Consider the following 21,418-nt stretch of genomic DNA (forward strand, 5'->3'; position numbering starts at 1 on the left):
TTTGCGTATTTTACAGCTTCTCAAGTATAGAAAAAACAGTGATCATACGTCAATTGGAGAGTTGAGGGATGTTTGTCACACAAAACGGATAATTGCTGCCTTTAAAGGGCATTGTAGTTTAGAGATAGAAGGCATCGAATGCAGAAAGGATGTTTTTATGAAGAAAACAAGCCCGATTCCTCAGCCGAAAACGTTTGGACCGCTCGGCAATCTTCCTTTAATTGATAAAGACAGGCCGACTCTGTCGCTTAGCAAATTGGCGGATGAGTATGGCCCCATTTTTCAATTGAATACGCCTGCGGGCACGACGATCATTGTTTCTGGACATGAGTTAGTAGAAGAGGTTTGCGATGAGTCCCGCTTTGATAAAAGCATTGAAGGCGCTTTAGAAAAAGTCCGCGCTTTTTCCGGAGACGGATTATTTACAAGCTGGACGCATGAGCCTAACTGGAGAAAAGCGCACAATATTCTAATGCCGACTTTCAGCCAGCGGGCCATGAAAGAGTATCACTCCATGATGGTCGATATCGCCGTGCAGCTGATTCAAAAATGGGCCAGGCTTAACCCTAACGAAGCAGTTGATGTGCCGGGAGATATGACTCGGCTTACATTGGACACGATTGGTTTGTGCGGGTTTAACTATCGTTTTAACAGCTACTATAGAGAAACGCCCCATCCGTTTATTAACAGTATGGTTCGCGCGCTTGATGAAGCCATGCATCAAATGCAGCGGCTGGATTTTCAAGACAAACTTATGGTCAGGACAAAACGCCAATTTCACCATGATATTCAAACCATGTTTTCCTTAGTAGACAGTATTATTGCTGAACGCAAGGCAGATGGAGATCAAGACGAAAAGGATTTGCTTGCCCGTATGCTGAATGTGGAAGACCCGGAAACAGGGGAGAAATTGGATGATGAGAATATTCGTTTTCAAATCATTACATTTTTAATTGCGGGGCATGAAACAACGAGCGGTTTATTGTCCTTTGCGATTTACTTTTTATTGAAAAACCCGGATAAAATGAAAAAAGCGTATGAAGAGGTCGATCAGGTGTTAACGGGCCCGACTCCTACATACAAACAAGTGCTGCAGCTTTCATATATCCGGATGATTTTAAACGAATCATTACGTTTATGGCCCACAGCTCCGGCTTTTAGCCTTTATGCAAAAGAAGACACAGTGATTGGAGGGAAATATCCGATCACGACAAAAGATAGAATTTCCGTTCTGATTCCTCAGCTTCACCGTGACAAAGAGGCTTGGGGAGAGAACGCGGAAGAATTCCATCCTGAGCGGTTTGAAAATCCGGATCAAGTGCCGCATCATGCCTACAAACCGTTTGGGAATGGACAGCGGGCATGTATCGGCATGCAGTTTGCCCTTCATGAGGCGACTCTCGTGCTGGGGATGATTCTCCAATATTTTAAATTAATTGATCATACGAATTATGAACTGGACATCAAACAAACGTTAACACTTAAACCGGGTGATTTTAAAATCCGGGTTCAATCCCGAAATCAGGAGGCCATGAACTCAGCTGTTCTGACATCTGATGAAAAAGCGCCGGATGATCAAAAGGAGAAACCGGACACGAAGAGCGCTGCAATCGTAGGTGTCAATAATCGTCCTTTGCTTGTCCTTTACGGCTCTGACACGGGGACCGCAGAGGGTGTGGCGCGGGAACTCGCGGATACAGCCAGTATGCACGGTGTCCGGACTGAGGTAGCGGCTCTTAATGATCAGATTGGCAAATTGCCGAAAGAAGGAGCCGTTCTGATCGTCACCTCATCTTATAATGGAAAGCCGCCAAGCAATGCGGGACAATTCGTGCAATGGCTCGAAGAAATCAAACCGGATGAGCTTACAGGTGTTCAATATGCTGTGTTTGGCTGCGGAGATCATAACTGGGCCAGTACGTACCAGGATGTCCCGCGATATATTGATGAGCAGCTTGCCCAAAAAGGGGCGGAACGGTTCTCAGCACGAGGCGAGGGCGATGTAAGCGGTGATTTTGAGGGACAGCTTGACCAATGGAAACAAACCATGTGGTCGGACGCGATGAACGCGTTCGGGCTGAAGCTCAACGAAAATGCGGAGAAGGAACGAAGTACGTTAAGCCTTGAGTTTGTCAGGGGGCTTGGCGGATCTCCTTTGGCCCGGTCGTACGAAGCCGTTCACGCATCCGTTACGGAAAATCGCGAACTTCAGTCTGCGGACAGCGATCGAAGCACCCGGCATATTGAGATCGCTTTACCGCCGGGAGTGACGTATCAGGAAGGAGACCACCTTGGAGTGCTGCCAAGTAACAGTCAGGAAAAAGTCAATCGAATTCTCCGAAGATTTGGCTTGAAAGGAAATGATCAAGTCACACTGACTGCAAGCGGACGCAGCGCAGCCCATCTGCCTTTGGACCGGCCTGTCAGTTTACATGATCTTCTTAGCTACAGTGTTGATGTACAAGAAGCAGCGACCAGGGCACAAATACGGGAGCTGGCGGCATTTACAGTTTGCCCGCCGCATAAACGTGAATTGGAAGATTTGGCAGAAGAGGGTGTCTACCAGGAGAAAATATTGCAGAAACGCATTTCGATGCTGGATCTTCTCGAAAAGTACGAGGCATGTGAAATGCCGTTTGAACGGTTTTTGGAGCTTTTACGTCCGCTTAAACCGCGATATTATTCCATTTCAAGTTCTCCGCGGGTGAACCCGGAACAAGCTGCCATTACCGTCGGCGTGGTCCGAAGTCCTGCTTGGAGCGGGCATGGCGAATATCGCGGAGTAGCTTCGAATTACTTGGCGGACCGTACGCCGGGGGATGATATTGACATGTTTGTCCGTACACCGGAATCTCAGTTCCAGCTTCCGGAAGATCCCGAAAAACCGATCATCATGGTCGGCCCGGGGACCGGTGTCGCTCCATTCCGCGGTTTCTTGCAGGCACGCGCGGCATTGAAGCAGGATGGGAAAACGCTGGGCGAGGCTCACTTGTATTTCGGATGCAGAAACGATAACGATTTTATTTATCGGGGCGAGCTTGAGGCATATGAAAAAGAAGGAATCGTAACGCTCCATACGGCTTTCTCCCGAAAAGAGGGCATTCCGAAAACGTATGTACAGCACTTAATGGCGGAGAATGCCGAGAAATTAATTTCTATCCTTGACCAGGGAGGGCATCTGTACGTTTGCGGCGATGGCAGTAAAATGGCGCCGGATGTAGAGGCGACGCTGCAAAAAGCGTATCAGTCCGTACATGGAGTGGGAGAGCAGGAAGCACAAAAATGGCTGGGAAATCTGCAAACAAACGGTATGTATGCGAAAGATGTCTGGTCTGGAATTTAAGGGCAACCAGTTTTACATGGAGGGCTGGAGTAATCCAGCCTTTTTCCTTTTTTGTATAATGGAGAAATACTTGTGTTTGCAGAGGCGGAAAAAAGCGTTCACCTATTCTGCTGCATCATAGACTGTTTATCTTTTGATTCTCAAAAAAAGTGATCACCCGAAAGGTTCATGCATACAATAACCACAGTCCGGAAGAAGGCGTCTGTCCGTATGCCCATTTTTCGTTTTTGCTAGTTTATGTTATTCTTATATTTATATCTGTTTCCTTCTGGATGGGTAAAGGGGTATCTGGCCCCGCAGCACTGGGTTCTGCAAGTTTTTTTGTTTTTTTTGAAACGGAAAGAAGAGTTCTTGCGTCTAGTGTTTGGTGTTGAAATAGCTGTTATAAAAATGGTATGGTACAAACCGTAAATATTCCGATTTTTGATCGGCATGTTTATTTGTTGTGTGATGCCTTGATTTTGTTAGGAAAGAAGGAATTGGATTAAAGGATAAAGATAAACATTAAAAAAAGATTATAAGTGTTTAAGAAAGTAGAGGTTGACATGAAGAAACTTTTTTCTTACAAACTTAGCTTTTTTGTGCTGGCTGTTATTCTGTTTTGGGCAAAAACGTATTTATCTTATCAGACAGAATTCAACCTTGGGGTAAAGGGCACAACACAGGAAATTCTATTATTGATTAACCCGTTCTCAAGCGCCATCGTCTTTTTAGGACTGGCTTTGTTTGCGAAAGGGCGTAAATCGGCCATTATTATGCTGATTATTGATTTTGTGATGACATTCATCTTATATGCAAATATCCTATTCTATCGTTTCTTTGATGACTTCTTGACGTTCCCGAACATTAAGCAGTCAGGCAATGTCGGAAACATGGGAGACGGGATTTTCAGCATTATGGCCGCTCATGATATTTTCTATTTTGTCGATTTTATCATTTTGATTGCCGTACTGATCTGGAGACCTGAGCTGAAGGGCTACAAGATGAAAAAACGCTTTACATCGTTAGTGATTGTAGCGGGTATCGCGTTGTTCTTCATCAACTTGGCTGTCGCTGAAAAGGATCGCCCGCAGTTGTTGACAAGAACGTTTGACCGCAATTATATCGTAAAATACCTGGGTCTATACAATTACACGATTTATGACGGTGTGCAGACCGCTCAGACGGAATCGCAAAGAGCTTACGCAAGCAGCGATGATCTGACAAGCGTCGAGAACTACACGACGTCTCATTACGCAAAACCAAATGCAGAGTACTTTGGCGCTGCAAAAGGCAAAAACATTATTAAGATTCACTTAGAAAGCTTCCAATCGTTCCTGATCGATTATAAGCTGAACGGTGAAGAAGTCACGCCGTTTTTGAATAAGCTTGCGCACGGCGGAGATAACATGACTTATTTCGATAACTTCTTTCACCAGACAGGCCAGGGAAAAACAGCGGATGCCGAGCTGATCATGGATAACAGTATTTTCGGCCTTCCTGAAGGTTCAGCCTTTGTGACAAAAGGAGAAAATACGTATCAATCGCTGCCTGCGATATTAGATCAGAAAGAAGGCTACACAAGCGCTGTTTTACACGGTGATTATAAGTCCTTCTGGAATCGCGACCAGATTTATAAACATATCGGTTATGATGACTTCTTTGATGCAAGCACGTATGACATGTCAGATGAAAATGTCGTCAATATGGGGTTGAAGGATAAGCCGTTCTTTACGGAATCCACATCGAAGCTTAAATCGATGCAGCAGCCGTTCTACGCGCATTTAATCACGCTGACAAACCATTATCCGTTCAACTTGGATGAAAAAGATGCGACGATTGATAAAGCAACGACCGGCGATAACACGGTTGATAGTTATTTCCAAACAGCCCGTTATCTTGATGAAGCGCTCGAGCAATTCTTTAAAGAGCTGAAAGAATCCGGTCTCTATGATAACTCTGTCGTGATGCTCTACGGAGACCATAACGGCATATCTGAAAACCATAACCGAGCGATGAAGGAAATTCTCGGAAAAGAGATTACATCTTATCAAAACACGCAGAACCAGCGTGTGCCTCTTATGATTCATGTTCCCGGCAAAAAAGGCGGAGTGAATCATACGTACGGCGGTGAGATCGATGTTATGCCGACACTGCTTCATTTGCAAGGCATTGATTCTGAGAACTATATCAATTTCGGTACAGATCTATTCTCTAAAGAACATGATGATACCGTAACGTTTAGAAACGGTGACTTCGTGACGCCGAAGTATACGTCTGTCGATAATATCATCTATGATACGAAGACAGGGAAAGAACTAGAGGCGAATGAAGAAACAAAGAACCTGAAAACGAGAGTGACACAGCAGCTGAAACTTTCAGACAGTGTTCTTTACAAAGACTTGCTGAGATTCCATAGGCTAAGTGATTTTAAAGCGGTTGATCCGTCTGACTATCATTACGGCAAGGAACAGAAAACAAGCAATTAATAGGTATAGGAGCCTTAAGCGGCAGCATCATATCCGCTTAAGGCTCTTTTTTGTGGTTTTTAGACCAACTTGAAAAAATAGATTCTAATTGGTCACAAAGCGCTCCGTTCTCTCATATCATTACAGTAGAATTTGAAACCGAGATGGAGATTCGGACAAATTATCGAGGACGTTTACCTTGATAGATTGTGAGGACTGTTATGTTTCGAAAGGTTTCGATTTCAATTTTCATAGAGATGAGGGGTAGAGATGAAAGCGGTCATTCTCTGCGGCGGAAAAGGAACGAGAATGAGTGAGGTCACCAATGAGCTTCCTAAGCCGCTCGCCATGATAGGCGGCAAACCGATTCTATGGCATATTATGAAAATCTATCAGTACTATGGAGTGAACGAATTTATTCTGCTTTTAGGCTATAAAGGAGAGAAAATTAAGGAATATTTTTTAGACTACGATTGGAAGCACCACAGCATGACGCTGGACAGCTCGACAGGAGAGGTGCGGATGCTGGGGCAGCCTGAAACGTGGAAAATTACGTTTTTGGAAACAGGAGAGGATACGCTGACGGCGGGGCGGATTTTGCAGGCAAAAGAGTACATCGGCGATGAAACCTTTATGCTGACATACGGGGACGGACTTGCCAATATTAATCTTTTCCATCTGATCAGCTATCATCAAACAAAAGGCGCGGCTGCGACGGTTACAGGCATTGATAGAACGACGCAATTCGGCACCTTGACCGTTGACGGGGGAATGGCGAAAACATTTTCTGAAAAGACATCCAGCGACGGGATCATTAATGGCGGATTCTTTGTGCTGAGTCCTAAAGTGTTTGATTATCTGCCCGAGGACCGGGATGTCATGTTTGAAGATGAACCGCTTCGGAATCTGGTGAATGACGGTGAACTTGCGGTTTATCGCCATCACGGTTTTTGGACGGCGATTGATACGTATAAGAACCTTTTGGAAGTCAATAAGATGTGGGAGCAAGGACAACATGTATGGAAGGTATGGTGATTTGCGTTGAGCTTTTGGAAAAATAAAAATGTATTTGTCACAGGGTGTACAGGTCTTTTGGGAAGTTATCTGGTAAAAGAGCTTGTCGATCAGGGAGCCAATGTGACGGGGCTTATCCGTGATGCTGTGCCGAAGTCCAACCTTTATCAAGGAGAGTACGTTCAAAAAATAAACATCGTCCAAGGCGCACTTGAGGATCTGCCTGTGATTGAACGCGCACTTGGGGAGTATGAAATCGACACGGTCTTCCACCTCGCCGCGCAAGCCATTGTCGGGGTCGCAAACCGCAATCCGATTTCAACCTTTGAAGCGAATATTCTCGGTACATGGAATATTCTCGAGGCTTGCAGAAAGCATCCGTTAATCAAGCGTGTCATCGTCGCCTCCAGTGATAAAGCGTACGGAGATCAAGAAAACCTCCCGTATGACGAAAATATGCCGCTCCAAGGAAACCATCCGTATGATGTCTCAAAAAGCTGTGCGGATCTGATCAGCCACACGTATTTTCACACATACGGTCTTCCGGTCTGTATCACACGCTGCGGAAACTTGTATGGCGGCGGTGATTTGAACTTTAACCGCATCATTCCGCAAACCATTCAGCTTGTGCTGAACGGCGAAGCGCCGGAAATCCGCAGTGACGGCACCTTTGTCCGCGATTATTTTTATATTGAGGATGCTGTACAGGCATATCTCCTTCTGGCGGAAAAAATGGAGGAGAACAATCTGGCGGGTGAAGCTTTTAACTTCAGCAATGAAATCCAATTGACGGTGCTTGAACTTGTGGAGAAAATTCTGAAGGCCATGAACAGCAATCTGAAGCCTAACGTGCTGAACCAAGGCAGCAACGAAATCAAGCACCAATATTTATCCGCTGAAAAAGCGAGAAAGCTGCTGAACTGGACACCTGCCTACACGATTGATGAAGGACTTGAAAAAACAATTAAATGGTACACCGAATTCTTTAAAAAGTAATACGTATGGAGGTGAGAAAAAAACATGGCCAGCGCGTATTGTACCGTTTTATCAAAAGGAAGATTGTATCAGGCTGTCGCGTTATTCGGTTCCTTGGAGAGGGTCCAAGAGAGCTGCTCCATTTTTACTCTTTGTATGGATGATGACACGTACCGGGTCCTGCAAAAAATGAATCTGAAGCATGTCACGCTTGTTCCGGTAACGGCGCTTGAAAATGATGCCCTGCTGAAACTGAAGGACACGAGGGACAAAAGCGAGTACTGCTGGACACTGAAGCCGATTTTTCTTCAAGCCGTGCTCAACAGCAATCCTCACTTAGAACGAGTAACGTATATTGACGCTGATTTGTTTTTTTACTCTGATCCGAGCCGCATTTTTGAGAATCAGCCCGACTGTTCTGTTTTACTCTCCCGCGGCGACATTGTGATCCCCTCGTTTGAACAAGAGCAGATTGACATGCTCCAGCGTCTGTTAGGCCGGTATAACTCGGGTTTTCTAAGCTTCAAAAATGATCAAGCGGGCAATGACTGCCTGAAGTGGTGGATGGAGCGCTGTCTTGAGGAGTGTAAGAACGCGCCGGGTGAAGGGAAGTTCGGAGATCAAGGATACTTGGACTATATGCCGGATCTGTTTCCGAATGTTTGCGACATTACGACACCGGGTGTAAATATCGGCCACTGGAATTACGGGAAGCATACCCTTTCGCAGCAGGATGGACGAATTCTCTTGGAAGACGGGAATCCGTTGATTTTTTACCATTTCAGCGGGTATCGGATCGTCAGCATAAACGAAATCAAACAAATTCATGAAACAACCCGGACGGATCTGCCCTTTGTGCATGAGCTGTATCAAAAGATGCTGCCGCATGTCATCCGTACGGTGGAAAAAATTGATCCTGCTTTCAACGGCTTTGCATCAAAAGACGATAACAAATAAACGAATCAAATACAGGAAGTGAAAAAAGTGAAGGCAAGCGTTATTATTCCTGCATATAATTCAAAAGAACGGCTCTACAACAGCCTGCTGACATTAAATGAACAGGAGTGCGAGGAAGAATTTGAAGTCATTGTGGCGGATAATGGCTCTGAGGACGGGACGCTTTCCATGCTCGAATCCTTCAAAGCAGAATTTCCGTTGATCTTTGTACGGATTGAACAGAACAGAGGAATTGCGTACGGACGAAATCAGGCGGTCCGCAATGCAAGAGGAGAGATTCTGATATTTCATGACAGCGATATGCTTGCTGAAAAACATCTTGTCGCAAAGCATATTAAAGCCCATGAGAATGAAGACAGTCTTGTGGTGTGCGGCATGTTTTGGAAACGGATCTACAGTTTTTATTATGATCGATTTGAAAAGGAACATAAGGAGCGTCTCGCAAAGATTTATGAAGATATGCCGGCCAAAAATAAACAGGCGCTGTTAACTGAGAAAGAGGTGAAGGACGGAAGCTTCCAGAAGAAAAGCTTCGATCTGGATACCGATTTTATTGACGCGCTGAAGAGCATTTTAGACGAGTATGGAGATGCCTTGGCGGGCTACCATCTGCCTTGGCGGTTTTTTATTACGAATAACTCGTCAGTCAAACGGCGCCACGTGGCCGATATCGGTTTGTTTGATGAAGGCATTGTGAGGTACGGCTTTGAAGATTATGACCTTGGCATCCGGCTTCATCAGGCGGGGCTTTCTTTTAAGCTGCGGCGCGACATCATGAGCGTCCACCAGGAGCACCCGAGCAATTGCGCCTCTGTGGATGATATCAGAACAAACATTGCCTATATGTGTGACAAGTACAACAATATCCATTCGCTTGGCGTGCACCTCGCCTTTAACGGGCCATTTAACGCCTCCTTAACAAACGGCATTATGGAGGATATCGCCAAGCTGCTGGAATATGAAAAATATGAAGAGCTGCTGAACCTGTTCCTCGAACTGCTTCATGTAGTGAAGGACCGCAACCTTGATCCCGACTGGCGGCAGAAAAGCCCGAGGGTGACAGCGAAAAGCTTTGATTTGCAGCACATAAAAAAGCTTCTTGTTAAAGCGGAAAAGAAATTGGGCGTACATGACTTTGCCAATGCGCTATATGCGCTGATCGCTGATTTATTATACGTGGATCTTAGATAAATGGATGTGGTATGGTGAGTAAATTTCATTTTACAACGATCGTTTCAAGAACCCATATTTTTAAGCTGATGCCGATGATTCATTCTCTCCATGAGCATTGCAGCGACTTTCACTTGCATGTGCTGTGCATCGACCAGGAAGCGTATCAATTGCTTCGGCACGTGCCATGGGAGCATGTCACGCTTACGCAGCTGCATGAAATGGAGGACCCGGAGCTGTTAGAGGCAAAGGGCAACAGGACGTTTCACGAATACTGCTGGACGCTGAAACCCGCTTTCTTATTTTACGTGATGAATAAGCGGCGTGACGCGGAGTACTTTGCCCACATGGATACGGATCTGTATTTCTTTTCTGATCCGGGGCAAATATTTGCTGAAAAACCAGAGGCCTCTCTGTTTTTGACTGACCATCGCAATTCTGAACGGTTTATGTCATATTATGAGCGGACGGGGCAATTCAACACCGGATTTGTCGGCAGCAGAAATGTGAAAGAGGCTTATGAAGCGGTGTGGCAGTGGAGACAGGATTGCATCGCTCATTGTACAGTGGACATGGACGAGGAGCGAAAGACATACGGCGACCAAAGGTATGTCGAAAAGTGGCCGCGGCAGTTCAAAAATGTCCATGTGGTAACATCCATCGGTGCAAACGCAGCACTGTGGAATATAGAAAATTATAAGGTGACGCTGGAGAATGATAACGTGTATCTCAATGGAACACCGCTGATGTTTTACCATTTCTCAGGATTCACTCTTATTACGGAAAAGGAGTTTAACCTGTGCTGGTATTACCATATTGATGATAAAGCGGTAATTGATTTCATTTATCTCCCGTATACCTTAAACCTGGCAAGATGGATAGAAGAAATACAGCGCGCGTTTCCGAATTTTAAAGCCGGATTTATTCCGAAATACGCGGTTCCGGATACCCACTTTTATAAAATAGAATAACGAAAAAAACCCCTGTTCTATGCAGACAGGGGTTTTTAGATGATCAGTTATGCCATTCTCTCAGCTTTTGATCACTCGGCAGCAGGACAGCCAGAATGCCTAAAATCGGCAGAAAAGCGATGGCAATCATGGTTGGCGTCAGCCCGGCTGAGTCGATAAGAGCTCCCAGCGCGACAGCTCCGATCGCCCCCATTCCGAAGGCGAGCCCGACAGTCAGTCCGGACATCGTGCCGATTTTTCCTGGGACAAGCTCTTGAGCGTAGACAACAGTGACTGAAAAGCTTGACATGAGAATGACTCCGATCAGCGCGAGCACCCCATAGGCAAGGACAGGTCCGGCGAATGGGAGCAGAATCGCAAGCGGCGCTGACACAAGCAGAGAAAAGATAATGACGGTCCGTTTTCCGAAACGGTCTGCAAGCGGGCCTCCGAGAAACGTGCCGACAGCGCCAAACAGGAGAAAAACAAAAATATAGCTTTGCGCCTGCCGGATGCTTACGTGATATGTATCCATCGCATAAAACGTATAGAAGTTGCCGATGGCGCTGACATACCAAGAGCGCGCGAAAATAAGAAAAATAATAATGATAAGAGCGGCAGTAATTGACTTCGAAATGGACGTGTTTTTCGTCTGTGTTTGCGCTTTTTTAGCCGGCCGCTGCTGCAGGTCGCCGAGCCGAGCCGTGTACCATTTGGCGATATAAATTAAAAACAGAACGGCGAGCGCGGCAACAAGCGTAAACCATACGGCGCCAAATTGTCCGAGCGGGACAAGAATCAGTGCCGTGATCAGCGGAGCCATCGCCTGCCCGGAGTTTCCTCCGACTTGATAAATGGACTGAGCCAGACCGCGCTTTGAGCCTGCTGCCATGTAGGCGACGCGTGAGCCCTCCGGATGAAAGACGGCGGAGCCCAGGCCGATGAAGAACACACAGCATAAAACGGTCAAAAACGATGGGGCGAAGGCAAGCCCTAAAATGCCCAGCATGCTTGATGTCAGTCCGAGCGGCAGGGCGTACGGCATCGGCCGTTTATCGGCATACCAGCCAATAACGGGCTGCATGACGGATGAGACCATGTTTAAGGTGAACGCAATGATGCCGAGCTGTGTGAACGTCAGGCTCATGGAACGTTCCAAAATAGGAAACATCGCGGGAATTACAGCTTGCAGTGAGTCATTCAGCAAATGGCAGATCCCGATGATAACTAAAATAGAATACACCGTGGTTCCGGGTTTTTGGACAGGTTTCTCTTTCAATGGGGCGGCAATAGCCAACAGATTCTCCTCCTAACATATGTAACAAAGAACATACAAACATATTATTCATAAGGTGAAGGATTTATCAAGAGGAAAAAAGACTCTTCTTTAGGAAAACGAAAGAAGAGTCTTTTGTGGTCAGTTGTTTAGCTGGCTGTGTTTTTTTGAATAAAGGAAATAGACGACAGCTCCGACAGCAATCCAGATGACAAACGACAGCCATGTCACGCCGGGAAGGCTGGACGCGAGATAAAGGCATAATCCGGCGCTGATAATCGGAACGACCGGAACAAATGGAACTCTGAAGGAAGCCGTAACGTCAGGATGCTTCTTTCTTAACACAATGACGGCGATTGAGATGACCGTAAATGCAGCGAGCGTCCCCATATTCACAAGGTGGGCGAGCGTCCCCAAATTAATAAACCCTGCGATTCCGGCCGCCACGATACCTGTCAGCCAGGTGTTCTGAAAAGGCGTTTTAAATGTTGGATGGACTTTTGCGAACAGCGCCGGCAGCAGGCCGTCTCTGCTCATGGCGAAAGTTAAACGGACCTGTGCGTAAAGCAAAGCGAGCATAACAGTCGTAATCCCAACGATGGCGCCGACGGAAATGATGCCGGCCAATTGATCCTGTCCGACAAACTTCAGCGCGAAGGACACCGGGTCTCCGACATTTAATTGTGTATAAGGCATCATGCCCGTCAGGACGAGCGATACCGCGATATAAAGAATGGTACAGATCGCCAAGGCTCCGATAATGCCGATTGGCATATTTTTTTGCGGATTTTTGACTTCTTCCGAGGCGTTAGATACCGCATCAAAACCGAGATAAGCAAAGAAAACAGTCGCGGCGCTGGCAATCACGCCGTCTATACCGAACGGCATAAACGGCGACCAGTTGTCCGGCTTCACATAGCCGATTCCGACAATGATAAATAATAAAATAATCGCGATTTTCATAAGCACGATCACGTTGTTAAAGCGTGTGCTTTCTTTGACGCCTCTGCCGACAATCGCAGTGATGATCAAGATAATGACAGCCGCCGGAAGATTGAATACGGCTCCGGGAGAGCTTCCGGGTGCTCCAGTCAATGCTGCCGGAATGTGCAGATGAAAGCCGGCGAGCAGCGATTGAAAGTATGAAGACCATCCAGTTGCAACCGCAGCAAGCGCGATCACATATTCAAGCATTAAATCCCATCCGATTAAAAAGGCGAGCAATTCCCCAAGAGTCGCGTATGAGTACGTATACACACTTCCGGAAACCGGAATAGAAGATGAAAATTCAGCATAGCAAAAGGCTGCGAGCGCACAAGCAAGCCCCGCTAAAATAAACGATAAAATAAGAGCGGGCCCCGCGCCTGTAGCGGCTACTGTCCCCGTGATGACAAAGATGCCGGTGCCGATCACACAGCCGATGCCTAACAAAACGAGGTCAAAAGCGCTTAAAGAACGGGAAAGGCTCTTTGTTTGGCTTTGGGCGAGCAATATATCAAGCGGTTTTTTCCGAAATAATGAACCCATGAAGTTCCTCCTGTTAAATACTCATAATATTCTTTCAATTATATACATTGACGGTAGTATTATATTGTCGAAATTTTAGATAGTCAATAAAATATTTTTCCGCTTTAAAAGAAAGAAGCATAAAAGCGGTGTGGTATAACAGTATAGTAATTTTTGCTAATAAAATTGAAAATAGAATTGAATTTTTTTAAATAAAACCGATAGAAAAAGTATATTCATCAAATTTCGACAATATCTTGGGTAAGGAGTTGCTGATATGTTTCAATATGAAGAATTAAACAAACAGTTTATTGGGGGAAAATGGCGTGAGGGCGCCGGTTCAAGTCTTTTGGAAGATAAGAACCCGTATACCCAAAAAAATATCACATCATTCCGTAAAGCAAATACGGATGATGTAGATGAAGCATACAAGTCAGCCGCACAAGCAAAGAAAAAATGGGACGCGGTGAATCCGTTTGAAAAAAGAACGATTCTTGAAAAAGCCGTGGCCTATATTGAAGAAAATGAAGAAGCCATTATTTATCTGATTATGGAGGAACTCGGCGGAACAAGGCTGAAAGCCGCGTTCGAAATCGGCCTAGTGAAAAATATCATAAAAGAAGCAGCGACATTTCCGGTGCGGATGGAAGGCAAAATTCTCCCATCCACCATTGACGGCAAAGAAAACAGATTGTACAGAGTGCCTGCCGGTGTGGTCGGCGTTATCAGTCCGTTTAACTTTCCTTTCTTCCTATCTGTGAAATCCGTCGCGCCCGCGCTGGGAGCCGGAAATGGAGTCGTGCTGAAGCCGCATGAAGAAACTCCGATTTGCGGCGGTACCTTAATCGCGAAGATTTTTGAAGCGGCCGGCATTCCTGAAGGGCTTTTGAACGTAGTCGTCACTGATATCGCAGAAATCGGCGACAGCTTTGTGGAGCATCCTGTGCCGCGGATTATCTCGTTTACGGGTTCTACAAAAGTGGGCAGCTATATCGGCCAGCTGGCGATGAAACATTTCAAAAAACCTTTGCTTGAGCTAGGCGGAAACAGTGCGCTTATCGTGCTTGAAGACGCTGATCTTGAATATGCGGTCAATGCGGCGGTGTTCAGCCGGTTTACGCATCAGGGGCAAATATGTATGTCTGCAAACCGCATCTTGGTTCATTCTTCTATCCATGACAGATTTCTGGAGATGTATCAGGCGAAAGTGGAGTCACTTAAAGTCGGAGACCCGATGGACCCTGAAACGATTATAGGACCGTTAATCAACAGCAGACAAACCGATGCGTTAATGAAATCTGTTGAAAAAGCGATAGAAGAAGGAGCGGTTCCGGTTACACTCGGCGGATTCGCGGGAACAGTCGTGGAGCCGACGATTTTAAAAGACGTCAAACCTTCCATGAGCATTGCCCATGAAGAATTGTTCGGACCGGTGGTTTCAGTGATGAAGTTTGATTCGGAAGACGAAGCGGTTGATATTGCGAATGATACGCCGTTTGGTTTAAGCGGAGCGGTTCATACGGCCAATGTTGAACGCGGCGTCGCATTTGCGAAACGAATTGAGACCGGAATGATCCACGTCAATGATACGACGATCAACGATGAACCGAACGTAGCCTTCGGCGGAGAAAAACAATCAGGCCTCGGCCGATTAAACGGCGAATGGAGCCTTGAAGAATTTACAACGATGAAATGGATTTCCGTTCAGCATGAAAAACGCAATTTCCCATACTAAAAAAGGAGTGGATAAACTGTGACCATAAACACGGAGAATGACACCCAGGAACTTCTGGAGGCGTTTGTAAAAGTCGCGCCTTATTTAAACAGCCTGATTCAAGACGATATTACAATCGGTATTTATGATACAGAAAAATTAATCGTCAATATCCCGGCGAAAACCTTTTCTCTCAATGTAAAAGCAGGCGACCCGCTGCAAGAGGGGGATATTATCACCGACGCGATCCGCCGCAACCAGAAGAAAACAAGCATGGTGCCAAAAGAACTGTTTGGTTTTCCGCTGATCGCCCGGGCGATCCCGCTTCATGATAAAAACGGCAGAGTCATAGGCGGAGTCGGCGTAGGCACAAGCCTTGAGGGATCGTCCAAGCTTCATGATGTGGCGGAGAGCCTGTCTGCTGTCGTAGAACAAACCGCATCAGCCATCCAGGATATTTCTGAATCCATTAACGGTTTTTCAACCCAAATGTCAGGCATCTCTTCCCAAGCGAAGAAAGTCAGTGAAAGCGCCGGTGAAATTGCCGATATTTCCGTCACAGTTAAGGGAATTTCCGACCAAAGCAACCTGCTTGGCTTAAACGCTGCAATTGAAGCGGCAAGAGCGGGAGAGTCGGGGAAAGGCTTTTCCGTCGTCGCGGATGAGATCAGAAAGCTTGCCACCCATTCGAAAGAAAACGTCGGACAGATCGACCATATCACGAAAAAAATCCACAGCCTGCTTAAGGGGCTGGAGGAATCCATTGAATCCATCAACCAGCATACAGACGGGCAGGCAGCGGCTGTCGAACAGATTTCAGCAACAATGCAGGAAATCTCAGGAAGCGCGCAGCACCTTGCGAAAATGGCCGAAAAGGCGCTGGAAGAAGCTTAAAAGATCAAGGGCTGTACCCTTGATCTTTTTTTAATGCTTTCATTCTGATTGTTCGGCGAATATGTTTTGATTAAACAAGACGCTTGGATGGGTCGGATGGAAGGAGGCGGCAAGATCATTGTGCTGTTTTGCTGTCTCCTTGTCGCCGAGCTGCCAGTAACAGACGCAAAGCTGCAAGTGCGGATACCAGGTGGAATATTCAACTTGTGTAAATCCTGAATCGCTGCTTTTTGCGGAAAGGGCGAGCTCATACCAAAAGGCGCCTTCCCGGTATTTTTGTTTTTCTTTAAAATAGTCACCGAGCCGGCAGCAAAACTCCGGTCTTGGCTGATCGAATAAAAAGGACTTTAACAGCGAGTGTAAGGCCGCTTCTTCATGGCCGAGCGCCCGGTAGCAGTCAGATAAATATTGGCAGGTTCTGATTTCGTCTTCGATCCAGCACTGTTTTGTAGCTAAAAAATGATGGTAATACGTAATGGCGCGGTTGTATTGCTTGTGGTCCTTCAGTTCATTGGCAAAATAAAATAAATCACGCGGTGTCAGCGTTTGATTGCCCTCCACCATTTTTTCATAGATTTTTAAGTTGCGGTCTGAAGGAGGAGCTGCGGTTTTATGATGTTTACGATGTGTGACGGCGATATCGGTTTCTAAAATATTGCCGTATACCTCCAGATATTCATGGACCGCTCCGATCCAGCGAAACCCTTTTTCCCGCTTCACAAGCCGATTTCTCCGGTATTTAAAATTAACTTCGCCTCTCTCATCAAATCCGACGTGATAATACATCGACACGGCATCAATATCGGGACTAAGGCTTATTTTTAAATCGGCGAGCTTTTTTCTGTCTTCATCCGTCAGCACGTCATCGGCGTCCATCCAGAGGATATAATCCTTTGACGCTTTAGAAAAAGCAAAATTGCGTGCGTCGGCAAAATGGTCAGTCCATTCAAAATCATAAATTATATCCGTATAGCGGGCAGCAATTTCTTTTGTCGCATCCGCTGATCCCGTATCAACAATGACAAACTCATCGGCGATCCCCTTGAGTGGATCAAGGCAGCCTGCCAGCACCTCTTCCTCATTTTTTACAATCATACACAAACTGATGCTGATCATATTATCACCTCTCCTTTTCCAGTTTATAAAGGAGAGGGCGGAAACATGCTTCGGTCAAGCACTGTAAATGGCCGAATCCTCATCGGACCGAATCTGTTAGCTGGTATATGGTACGAGAAAGGACGCCTTACCACGCGATATGATCTTTTACTAGTTTTATTCCATCACCTGATTTACAATGAACTCATGAACTTACGTGAGGATTGATAGGAACCATGAGCATACTAAAAGCGGAACATCTTTATAAAACATACGGAGATAAAACGTTATTCAATCATATTTCCTTCCATATAGAAGAGAATGAAAGAATTGGTCTGATCGGGCCGAACGGCACCGGCAAATCTACATTGTTAAAAGTGATTGCCGGCCTTGAATCAACAGAAGAGGGGGACATCGTTAAATCAGGCAGCGTTCATGTTGAATTTTTGCATCAGGACCCTGAACTTCCTGCCGGACAGACGGTGCTGGAACACATTTACTCTGGCGACTCGGCCGTGATGAGAACATTGCGGGAATACGAAAAAGCGCTTCAGGAACTGAATGAAGCGCCTGAAAATGCAGTATTGCAGAAAAATCTGCTCGCAGCCCAAGGGAAAATGGATACAAATCATGCGTGGGACGCAAACACCTTGGCGAAAACTGTTCTCTCAAAGCTCGGTGTCAATGACGTGACAAAACCTGTGCATGAGTTGTCAGGCGGACAGAAAAAACGGGTCGCCATTGCGAAAAACCTAATTCAGCCTGCTGATCTGTTGATTTTAGACGAGCCGACAAACCATTTGGATAATGAAACGATCGAATGGCTGGAAGGCTACCTGGCGCAGTATCCGGGCGCGGTCATGCTGGTGACGCATGACCGGTATTTCTTAAACCGTGTGACGAACCGAATTTATGAGCTGGAAAATGGCAGCCTGTACACGTATCAAGGAAATTACGAGGTCTTTTTGGAAAAGCGGGCAGAACGGGAAGCGCAGGCGGAGCAAAAAGAAACAAAGCGCCAGAATTTGCTTAGACGTGAATTAGCTTGGCTCAGACGAGGAGCAAAAGCACGGTCAACAAAACAAAAAGCGCGAATCGACAGAGTCGAGGCGCTGAAGGAGCAAGACGGGCCTTCCTCTTCAGGCGCACTCGATTTTGCGATCGGCTCACACCGCCTCGGCAAACAGGTGATTGAAGCCGAGCAAGTGACGATTTCATACGGCGGGAATACATTGGTGGACAGCTTCAGCGAATTGATCATCCCTGGTGAGCGAATCGGTATCATCGGACCGAACGGCATCGGGAAAACAACGCTTTTAAACAGCCTTGCCGGACGGGTGATACCGGATATGGGTGAGATTACAATCGGCCAAACGGTTCGGATCGGTTATTATACGCAAGACCACAGTGAAATGAATGGCGAGCTGAAAGTCATTGATTATATAAAAGAAACAGCGGAAATCGTTAAAACAACTGAAGGAGATGTCATTACAGCGGAGCAAATGCTGGAGCGTTTCTTGTTCCCGCGCCATATGCAGCGCACATTTATCCGCAAGCTGTCCGGCGGGGAAAAACGCCGTTTGTACTTGCTGCATGTATTGATGCAGGAACCGAATGTCCTGTTTTTGGATGAGCCGACCAATGATCTGGATACCGAAACACTGGGCGTGTTGGAAGACTATTTAGACCAATTTCCCGGCGTTGTCATCACGGTATCCCATGACCGGTATTTTCTTGACAGAGTTGTGGACCGGCTGATTGTGTTTGAAGGAAGCGGCGTGATTTCACGCTTCCAAGGCTCTTACAGTGAGTATATGGAAAAAGCGAAGACCAAGAAATCAGCAGAAAAACAGCCGGCAGAAGAGAAACGCACTGAAGCAGAGCCGAAGAAAAAGCGGAAGAAGCTTTCGTACAAGGATCAGCTTGAATGGGATGGCATTGAAGACAAAATCGCAAAGCTGGAAGAGAAGCACGAACAGCTTGAGGCAGAAATCGCCGGTGCGGGAAGTGATTTTGGAAAAATTCAAGACCTGATGGCTGAGCAGGCAAAAACAGCGGAAGAGCTGGAAGCAGCCATGGATCGCTGGACGGAATTGTCGCTTATGCTTGAAGAGCTTGAGCAATAAGAAGAAAAAAGGGAGACCGCGTGACGCGGTTTTTCTTTTTGTCGAAAAGTTTACGTTTACGTTAAGGTTCAAAAGGTGTATAATAAGATCAGATACAGCAAAAGGGGGAGTAACCTTGGAATGGATGAAGATTGATCAGGTGGCCAAAAGAAGCGGGCTGACAAAGCGGACCATCCGATTTTATGAGGAGATCGGTTTAATTCCTGCGCCGAAACGGACAGAAGGCGGAGTTCGGCTTTATTCGGAAGACGATATGGAAGAGTTGGAGAAGGTGATCAATACCAAAGAAGTGCTCGGCTTTTCTCTTCAGGAGCTTCAGCATTTCATGGAAACAAGCCGCCAGCTTGAATTAAAGAAAGAAGGCTATTTGCTGTCGCTTGATCCAAAGGAACGTAAAGAGAAATTGGAAGAAATTCAGGAAACATTGAATCATCAGCTTACGATGATTGATGAAAAGATACGCACGTTCCAAAGCTTCAAAGAGCGGCTGAACGGAATGAAAGACAAAGCGGAACACGCCATTCAGTCAATCGAATGATTTTAGTAAAAACGCTATGGATGTAGCGTTTCTTTTAATGTATCAAGTTGGAGGTCAGATCATATGGATAACAATACACAAGTGAATCAGAAAACAGGATTGCTGAGCCAGCCGAAAGCGGTGTGGGCTGTTGCATTTGCCTGTGTCATTTCCTTTATGGGAATCGGGCTGGTCGATCCTATTCTTCCGGCGATTGCAGCACAATTACATGCTTCACCTAGTGAAGTATCGCTGTTATTTACAAGTTATTTGCTCGTGACAGGTTTTATGATGTTTTTTTCTGGAGCGATTTCAAGCAGGATCGGTGCAAAATGGACATTGATTCTCGGTCTTATTTTTATTATTATTTTCGCCGGACTTGGCGGAAGCTCAGGTTCTATTGCACAGCTTGTCGGCTATCGGGGCGGCTGGGGCTTAGGGAACGCCCTGTTTATTTCAACAGCGCTCGCGGTTATCGTAGGAGTATCTGTCGGCGGAAGCGCCAAAGCGATTATTCTGTATGAAGCTGCGCTTGGACTTGGGATTTCAGTCGGTCCTCTTTTAGGCGGCGAGCTGGGAAGCATCTCATGGCGCGCGCCGTTCTTTGGTGTGTCTGTCCTGATGTTTGTCGCTTTATGCGCGATTTCAATCATGCTTCCGAACATTGCAAAACCGGCGAAACGTGTCGGTGTGTTTGACGCTATGAAGGCGCTGAAATACAAAGGGCTGCTGACAATGGCGGTATCTGCATTCTTATACAACTTTGGATTTTTTATTTTACTCGCTTATTCGCCGTTTGTTCTTGATTTGGATGAACACGGACTTGGTTACGTCTTTTTCGGCTGGGGGCTGCTGTTAGCCATCACGTCGGTATTTACTGCGCCGGCACTTCACAAAGCGCTTGGCACTGTGCGCTCCCTGGTTCTTTTGTTTATCGCGTTTGCCCTAATTTTATTCATCATGGGCATTTGGACGGAGCATATGGTTCTTGTGATTACATGTATCGTTATTGCGGGAGCGGTTCTCGGGATGGTCAATACCATTATGACAACCGCCGTCATGGGCTCTGCGCCTGTCGAACGTTCCATTGCCTCTTCTGCTTACAGCTCTGTCCGCTTCATCGGCGGTGCGATCGCGCCGTGGATTGCGGGAATGCTGTCTGAACATTTTACAGCCCATACTCCGTACACGGTTGGCGGAATTGTTGTTCTTGTGGGTATGCTCGTGCTTCTTGCGGGACGCAAACATTTGGCCGGGATTAAGGCTGGACATTAAAAAAAAGACACTGCGCGGGATGCAGTGTCTTTTTTAATTTGTGGAGGAAAATAGAGCCGGAGATTGATATGAATTGATGGATAAAGAGATGGTAAGAGGTTTTTGTATGTTTCCTATCGAAATAAATATAAATAGATGACTATTTTTGAATTGGAGAGA

15 protein-coding genes are annotated in these 21,418 nt (G+C 46.1%); 12 read left to right on the plus strand and 3 right to left on the minus strand.

Annotated elements, in window-relative coordinates; all coding sequences use genetic code 11:
• Positions 1–157: 157 nt before the first annotated feature.
• The 7 genes from AAHT65_RS10865 to AAHT65_RS10895 all read left to right on the plus strand — a co-directional run bounded on the left by AAHT65_RS10865 (position 158) and on the right by AAHT65_RS10895 (position 10,877).
• Positions 158–3,343: a bifunctional cytochrome P450/NADPH--P450 reductase gene (locus tag AAHT65_RS10865; RefSeq protein WP_343310229.1), complete on the plus strand. Its 3,186-nt coding sequence runs from the start codon at positions 158–160 to the stop codon at positions 3,341–3,343.
• A 545-nt stretch (positions 3,344–3,888) separates the two neighbouring features.
• Positions 3,889–5,811: an LTA synthase family protein gene (locus tag AAHT65_RS10870; protein WP_343310230.1), complete on the plus strand. Its 1,923-nt coding sequence runs from the start codon at positions 3,889–3,891 to the stop codon at positions 5,809–5,811.
• A 249-nt stretch (positions 5,812–6,060) separates the two neighbouring features.
• A complete protein-coding gene (locus AAHT65_RS10875) occupies positions 6,061–6,825 on the plus strand; it encodes a glucose-1-phosphate cytidylyltransferase (RefSeq protein WP_003328362.1) in 765 nt (254 codons plus the stop codon).
• Between the two features lie 6 nt (positions 6,826–6,831).
• Positions 6,832–7,800 carry a GDP-mannose 4,6-dehydratase gene (locus AAHT65_RS10880; protein ID WP_010787904.1) on the plus strand — a complete coding sequence of 323 codons (969 nt, stop codon included), beginning with the start codon at positions 6,832–6,834 and terminating at the stop codon, positions 7,798–7,800.
• 24 nt (positions 7,801–7,824) lie between these two features.
• Complete coding sequence (locus AAHT65_RS10885) at positions 7,825–8,736, plus strand: putative nucleotide-diphospho-sugar transferase (protein ID WP_061573309.1); 912 nt, start codon at positions 7,825–7,827, stop codon at positions 8,734–8,736.
• Between the two features lie 27 nt (positions 8,737–8,763).
• Positions 8,764–9,927 carry a glycosyltransferase family 2 protein gene (locus tag AAHT65_RS10890; RefSeq protein ID WP_106273361.1) on the plus strand — a complete coding sequence of 388 codons (1,164 nt, stop codon included), beginning with the start codon at positions 8,764–8,766 and terminating at the stop codon, positions 9,925–9,927.
• A 14-nt stretch (positions 9,928–9,941) separates the two neighbouring features.
• Positions 9,942–10,877, plus strand: a complete 936-nt coding sequence (locus tag AAHT65_RS10895) for a hypothetical protein (RefSeq protein ID WP_003328358.1) — start codon at positions 9,942–9,944, stop codon at positions 10,875–10,877.
• 43 nt (positions 10,878–10,920) lie between these two features.
• Here the strand turns inward: AAHT65_RS10895 and AAHT65_RS10900 are convergent, their stop codons facing one another.
• Entirely contained in the window at positions 10,921–12,153 is a 1,233-nt protein-coding gene (locus AAHT65_RS10900) for an MFS transporter (protein WP_315916583.1), read from the minus strand.
• Between the two features lie 120 nt (positions 12,154–12,273).
• Entirely contained in the window at positions 12,274–13,659 is a 1,386-nt protein-coding gene (locus AAHT65_RS10905) for an amino acid permease (RefSeq protein WP_343310232.1), read from the minus strand.
• A gap of 256 nt (positions 13,660–13,915) precedes the next feature.
• Here AAHT65_RS10905 and AAHT65_RS10910 point away from each other — a divergent pair, with 256 nt between their 5' ends.
• Both AAHT65_RS10910 and AAHT65_RS21635 read left to right on the plus strand, forming a co-directional pair.
• Positions 13,916–15,373 (plus strand): aldehyde dehydrogenase family protein, encoded by a 1,458-nt coding sequence (locus AAHT65_RS10910; protein WP_061671031.1) that lies wholly within the window; start codon positions 13,916–13,918, stop codon positions 15,371–15,373.
• 468 nt (positions 15,374–15,841) lie between these two features.
• Positions 15,842–16,246: a methyl-accepting chemotaxis protein gene (locus AAHT65_RS21635; protein WP_370499813.1), complete on the plus strand. Its 405-nt coding sequence runs from the start codon at positions 15,842–15,844 to the stop codon at positions 16,244–16,246.
• 39 nt (positions 16,247–16,285) lie between these two features.
• Here AAHT65_RS21635 and AAHT65_RS10920 read toward each other — a convergent pair whose 3' ends face one another.
• The gene (locus AAHT65_RS10920) at positions 16,286–17,362 is read right to left on the minus strand and encodes a glycosyltransferase family 2 protein (protein ID WP_343310233.1); all 1,077 of its coding nucleotides are present in this window, start codon (positions 17,360–17,362) and stop codon (positions 16,286–16,288) included.
• A gap of 215 nt (positions 17,363–17,577) precedes the next feature.
• On the opposite strand from AAHT65_RS10920, the gene AAHT65_RS10925 reads away from it, so the two are divergent.
• The 3 genes from AAHT65_RS10925 to AAHT65_RS10935 all read left to right on the plus strand — a co-directional run bounded on the left by AAHT65_RS10925 (position 17,578) and on the right by AAHT65_RS10935 (position 21,259).
• Positions 17,578–19,467, plus strand: coding sequence for an ABC-F family ATP-binding cassette domain-containing protein (locus AAHT65_RS10925; RefSeq protein WP_343310234.1), 1,890 nt, complete (start codon positions 17,578–17,580; stop codon positions 19,465–19,467).
• A gap of 115 nt (positions 19,468–19,582) precedes the next feature.
• On the plus strand, positions 19,583–20,005 hold the full coding sequence (locus tag AAHT65_RS10930; protein WP_003328348.1) for a MerR family transcriptional regulator: 423 nt from the start codon (positions 19,583–19,585) through the stop codon (positions 20,003–20,005).
• A 63-nt stretch (positions 20,006–20,068) separates the two neighbouring features.
• Entirely contained in the window at positions 20,069–21,259 is a 1,191-nt protein-coding gene (locus tag AAHT65_RS10935; protein WP_003328347.1) for an MFS transporter, read from the plus strand.
• Positions 21,260–21,418 lie beyond the last annotated feature (159 nt).

Origin of the sequence: Bacillus atrophaeus (assembly GCF_039519175.1) — a bacterium.
GTDB classification, from domain to species: domain Bacteria; phylum Bacillota; class Bacilli; order Bacillales; family Bacillaceae; genus Bacillus; species Bacillus atrophaeus.

What these genes read in the sequence shown, in the direction of transcription:
- AAHT65_RS10865 (WP_343310229.1), top strand. Translation starts at nt 158, where the DNA reads ATGAAGAAAACAAGCCCGATTCCTCAGCCGAAAACGTTTGGACCGCTC.
- AAHT65_RS10870 (WP_343310230.1), top strand. Translation starts at nt 3,889, where the DNA reads ATGAAGAAACTTTTTTCTTACAAACTTAGCTTTTTTGTGCTGGCTGTT.
- AAHT65_RS10875 (WP_003328362.1), top strand. Translation starts at nt 6,061, where the DNA reads ATGAAAGCGGTCATTCTCTGCGGCGGAAAAGGAACGAGAATGAGTGAG.
- AAHT65_RS10885 (WP_061573309.1), top strand. Translation starts at nt 7,825, where the DNA reads ATGGCCAGCGCGTATTGTACCGTTTTATCAAAAGGAAGATTGTATCAG.
- AAHT65_RS10905 (WP_343310232.1), bottom strand. Translation starts at nt 13,659, where the DNA reads ATGGGTTCATTATTTCGGAAAAAACCGCTTGATATATTGCTCGCCCAA.
- AAHT65_RS10910 (WP_061671031.1), top strand. Translation starts at nt 13,916, where the DNA reads ATGTTTCAATATGAAGAATTAAACAAACAGTTTATTGGGGGAAAATGG.
- AAHT65_RS21635 (WP_370499813.1), top strand. Translation starts at nt 15,842, where the DNA reads ATGTCAGGCATCTCTTCCCAAGCGAAGAAAGTCAGTGAAAGCGCCGGT.
- AAHT65_RS10920 (WP_343310233.1), bottom strand. Translation starts at nt 17,362, where the DNA reads ATGATCAGCATCAGTTTGTGTATGATTGTAAAAAATGAGGAAGAGGTG.
- AAHT65_RS10925 (WP_343310234.1), top strand. Translation starts at nt 17,578, where the DNA reads ATGAGCATACTAAAAGCGGAACATCTTTATAAAACATACGGAGATAAA.
- AAHT65_RS10935 (WP_003328347.1), top strand. Translation starts at nt 20,069, where the DNA reads ATGGATAACAATACACAAGTGAATCAGAAAACAGGATTGCTGAGCCAG.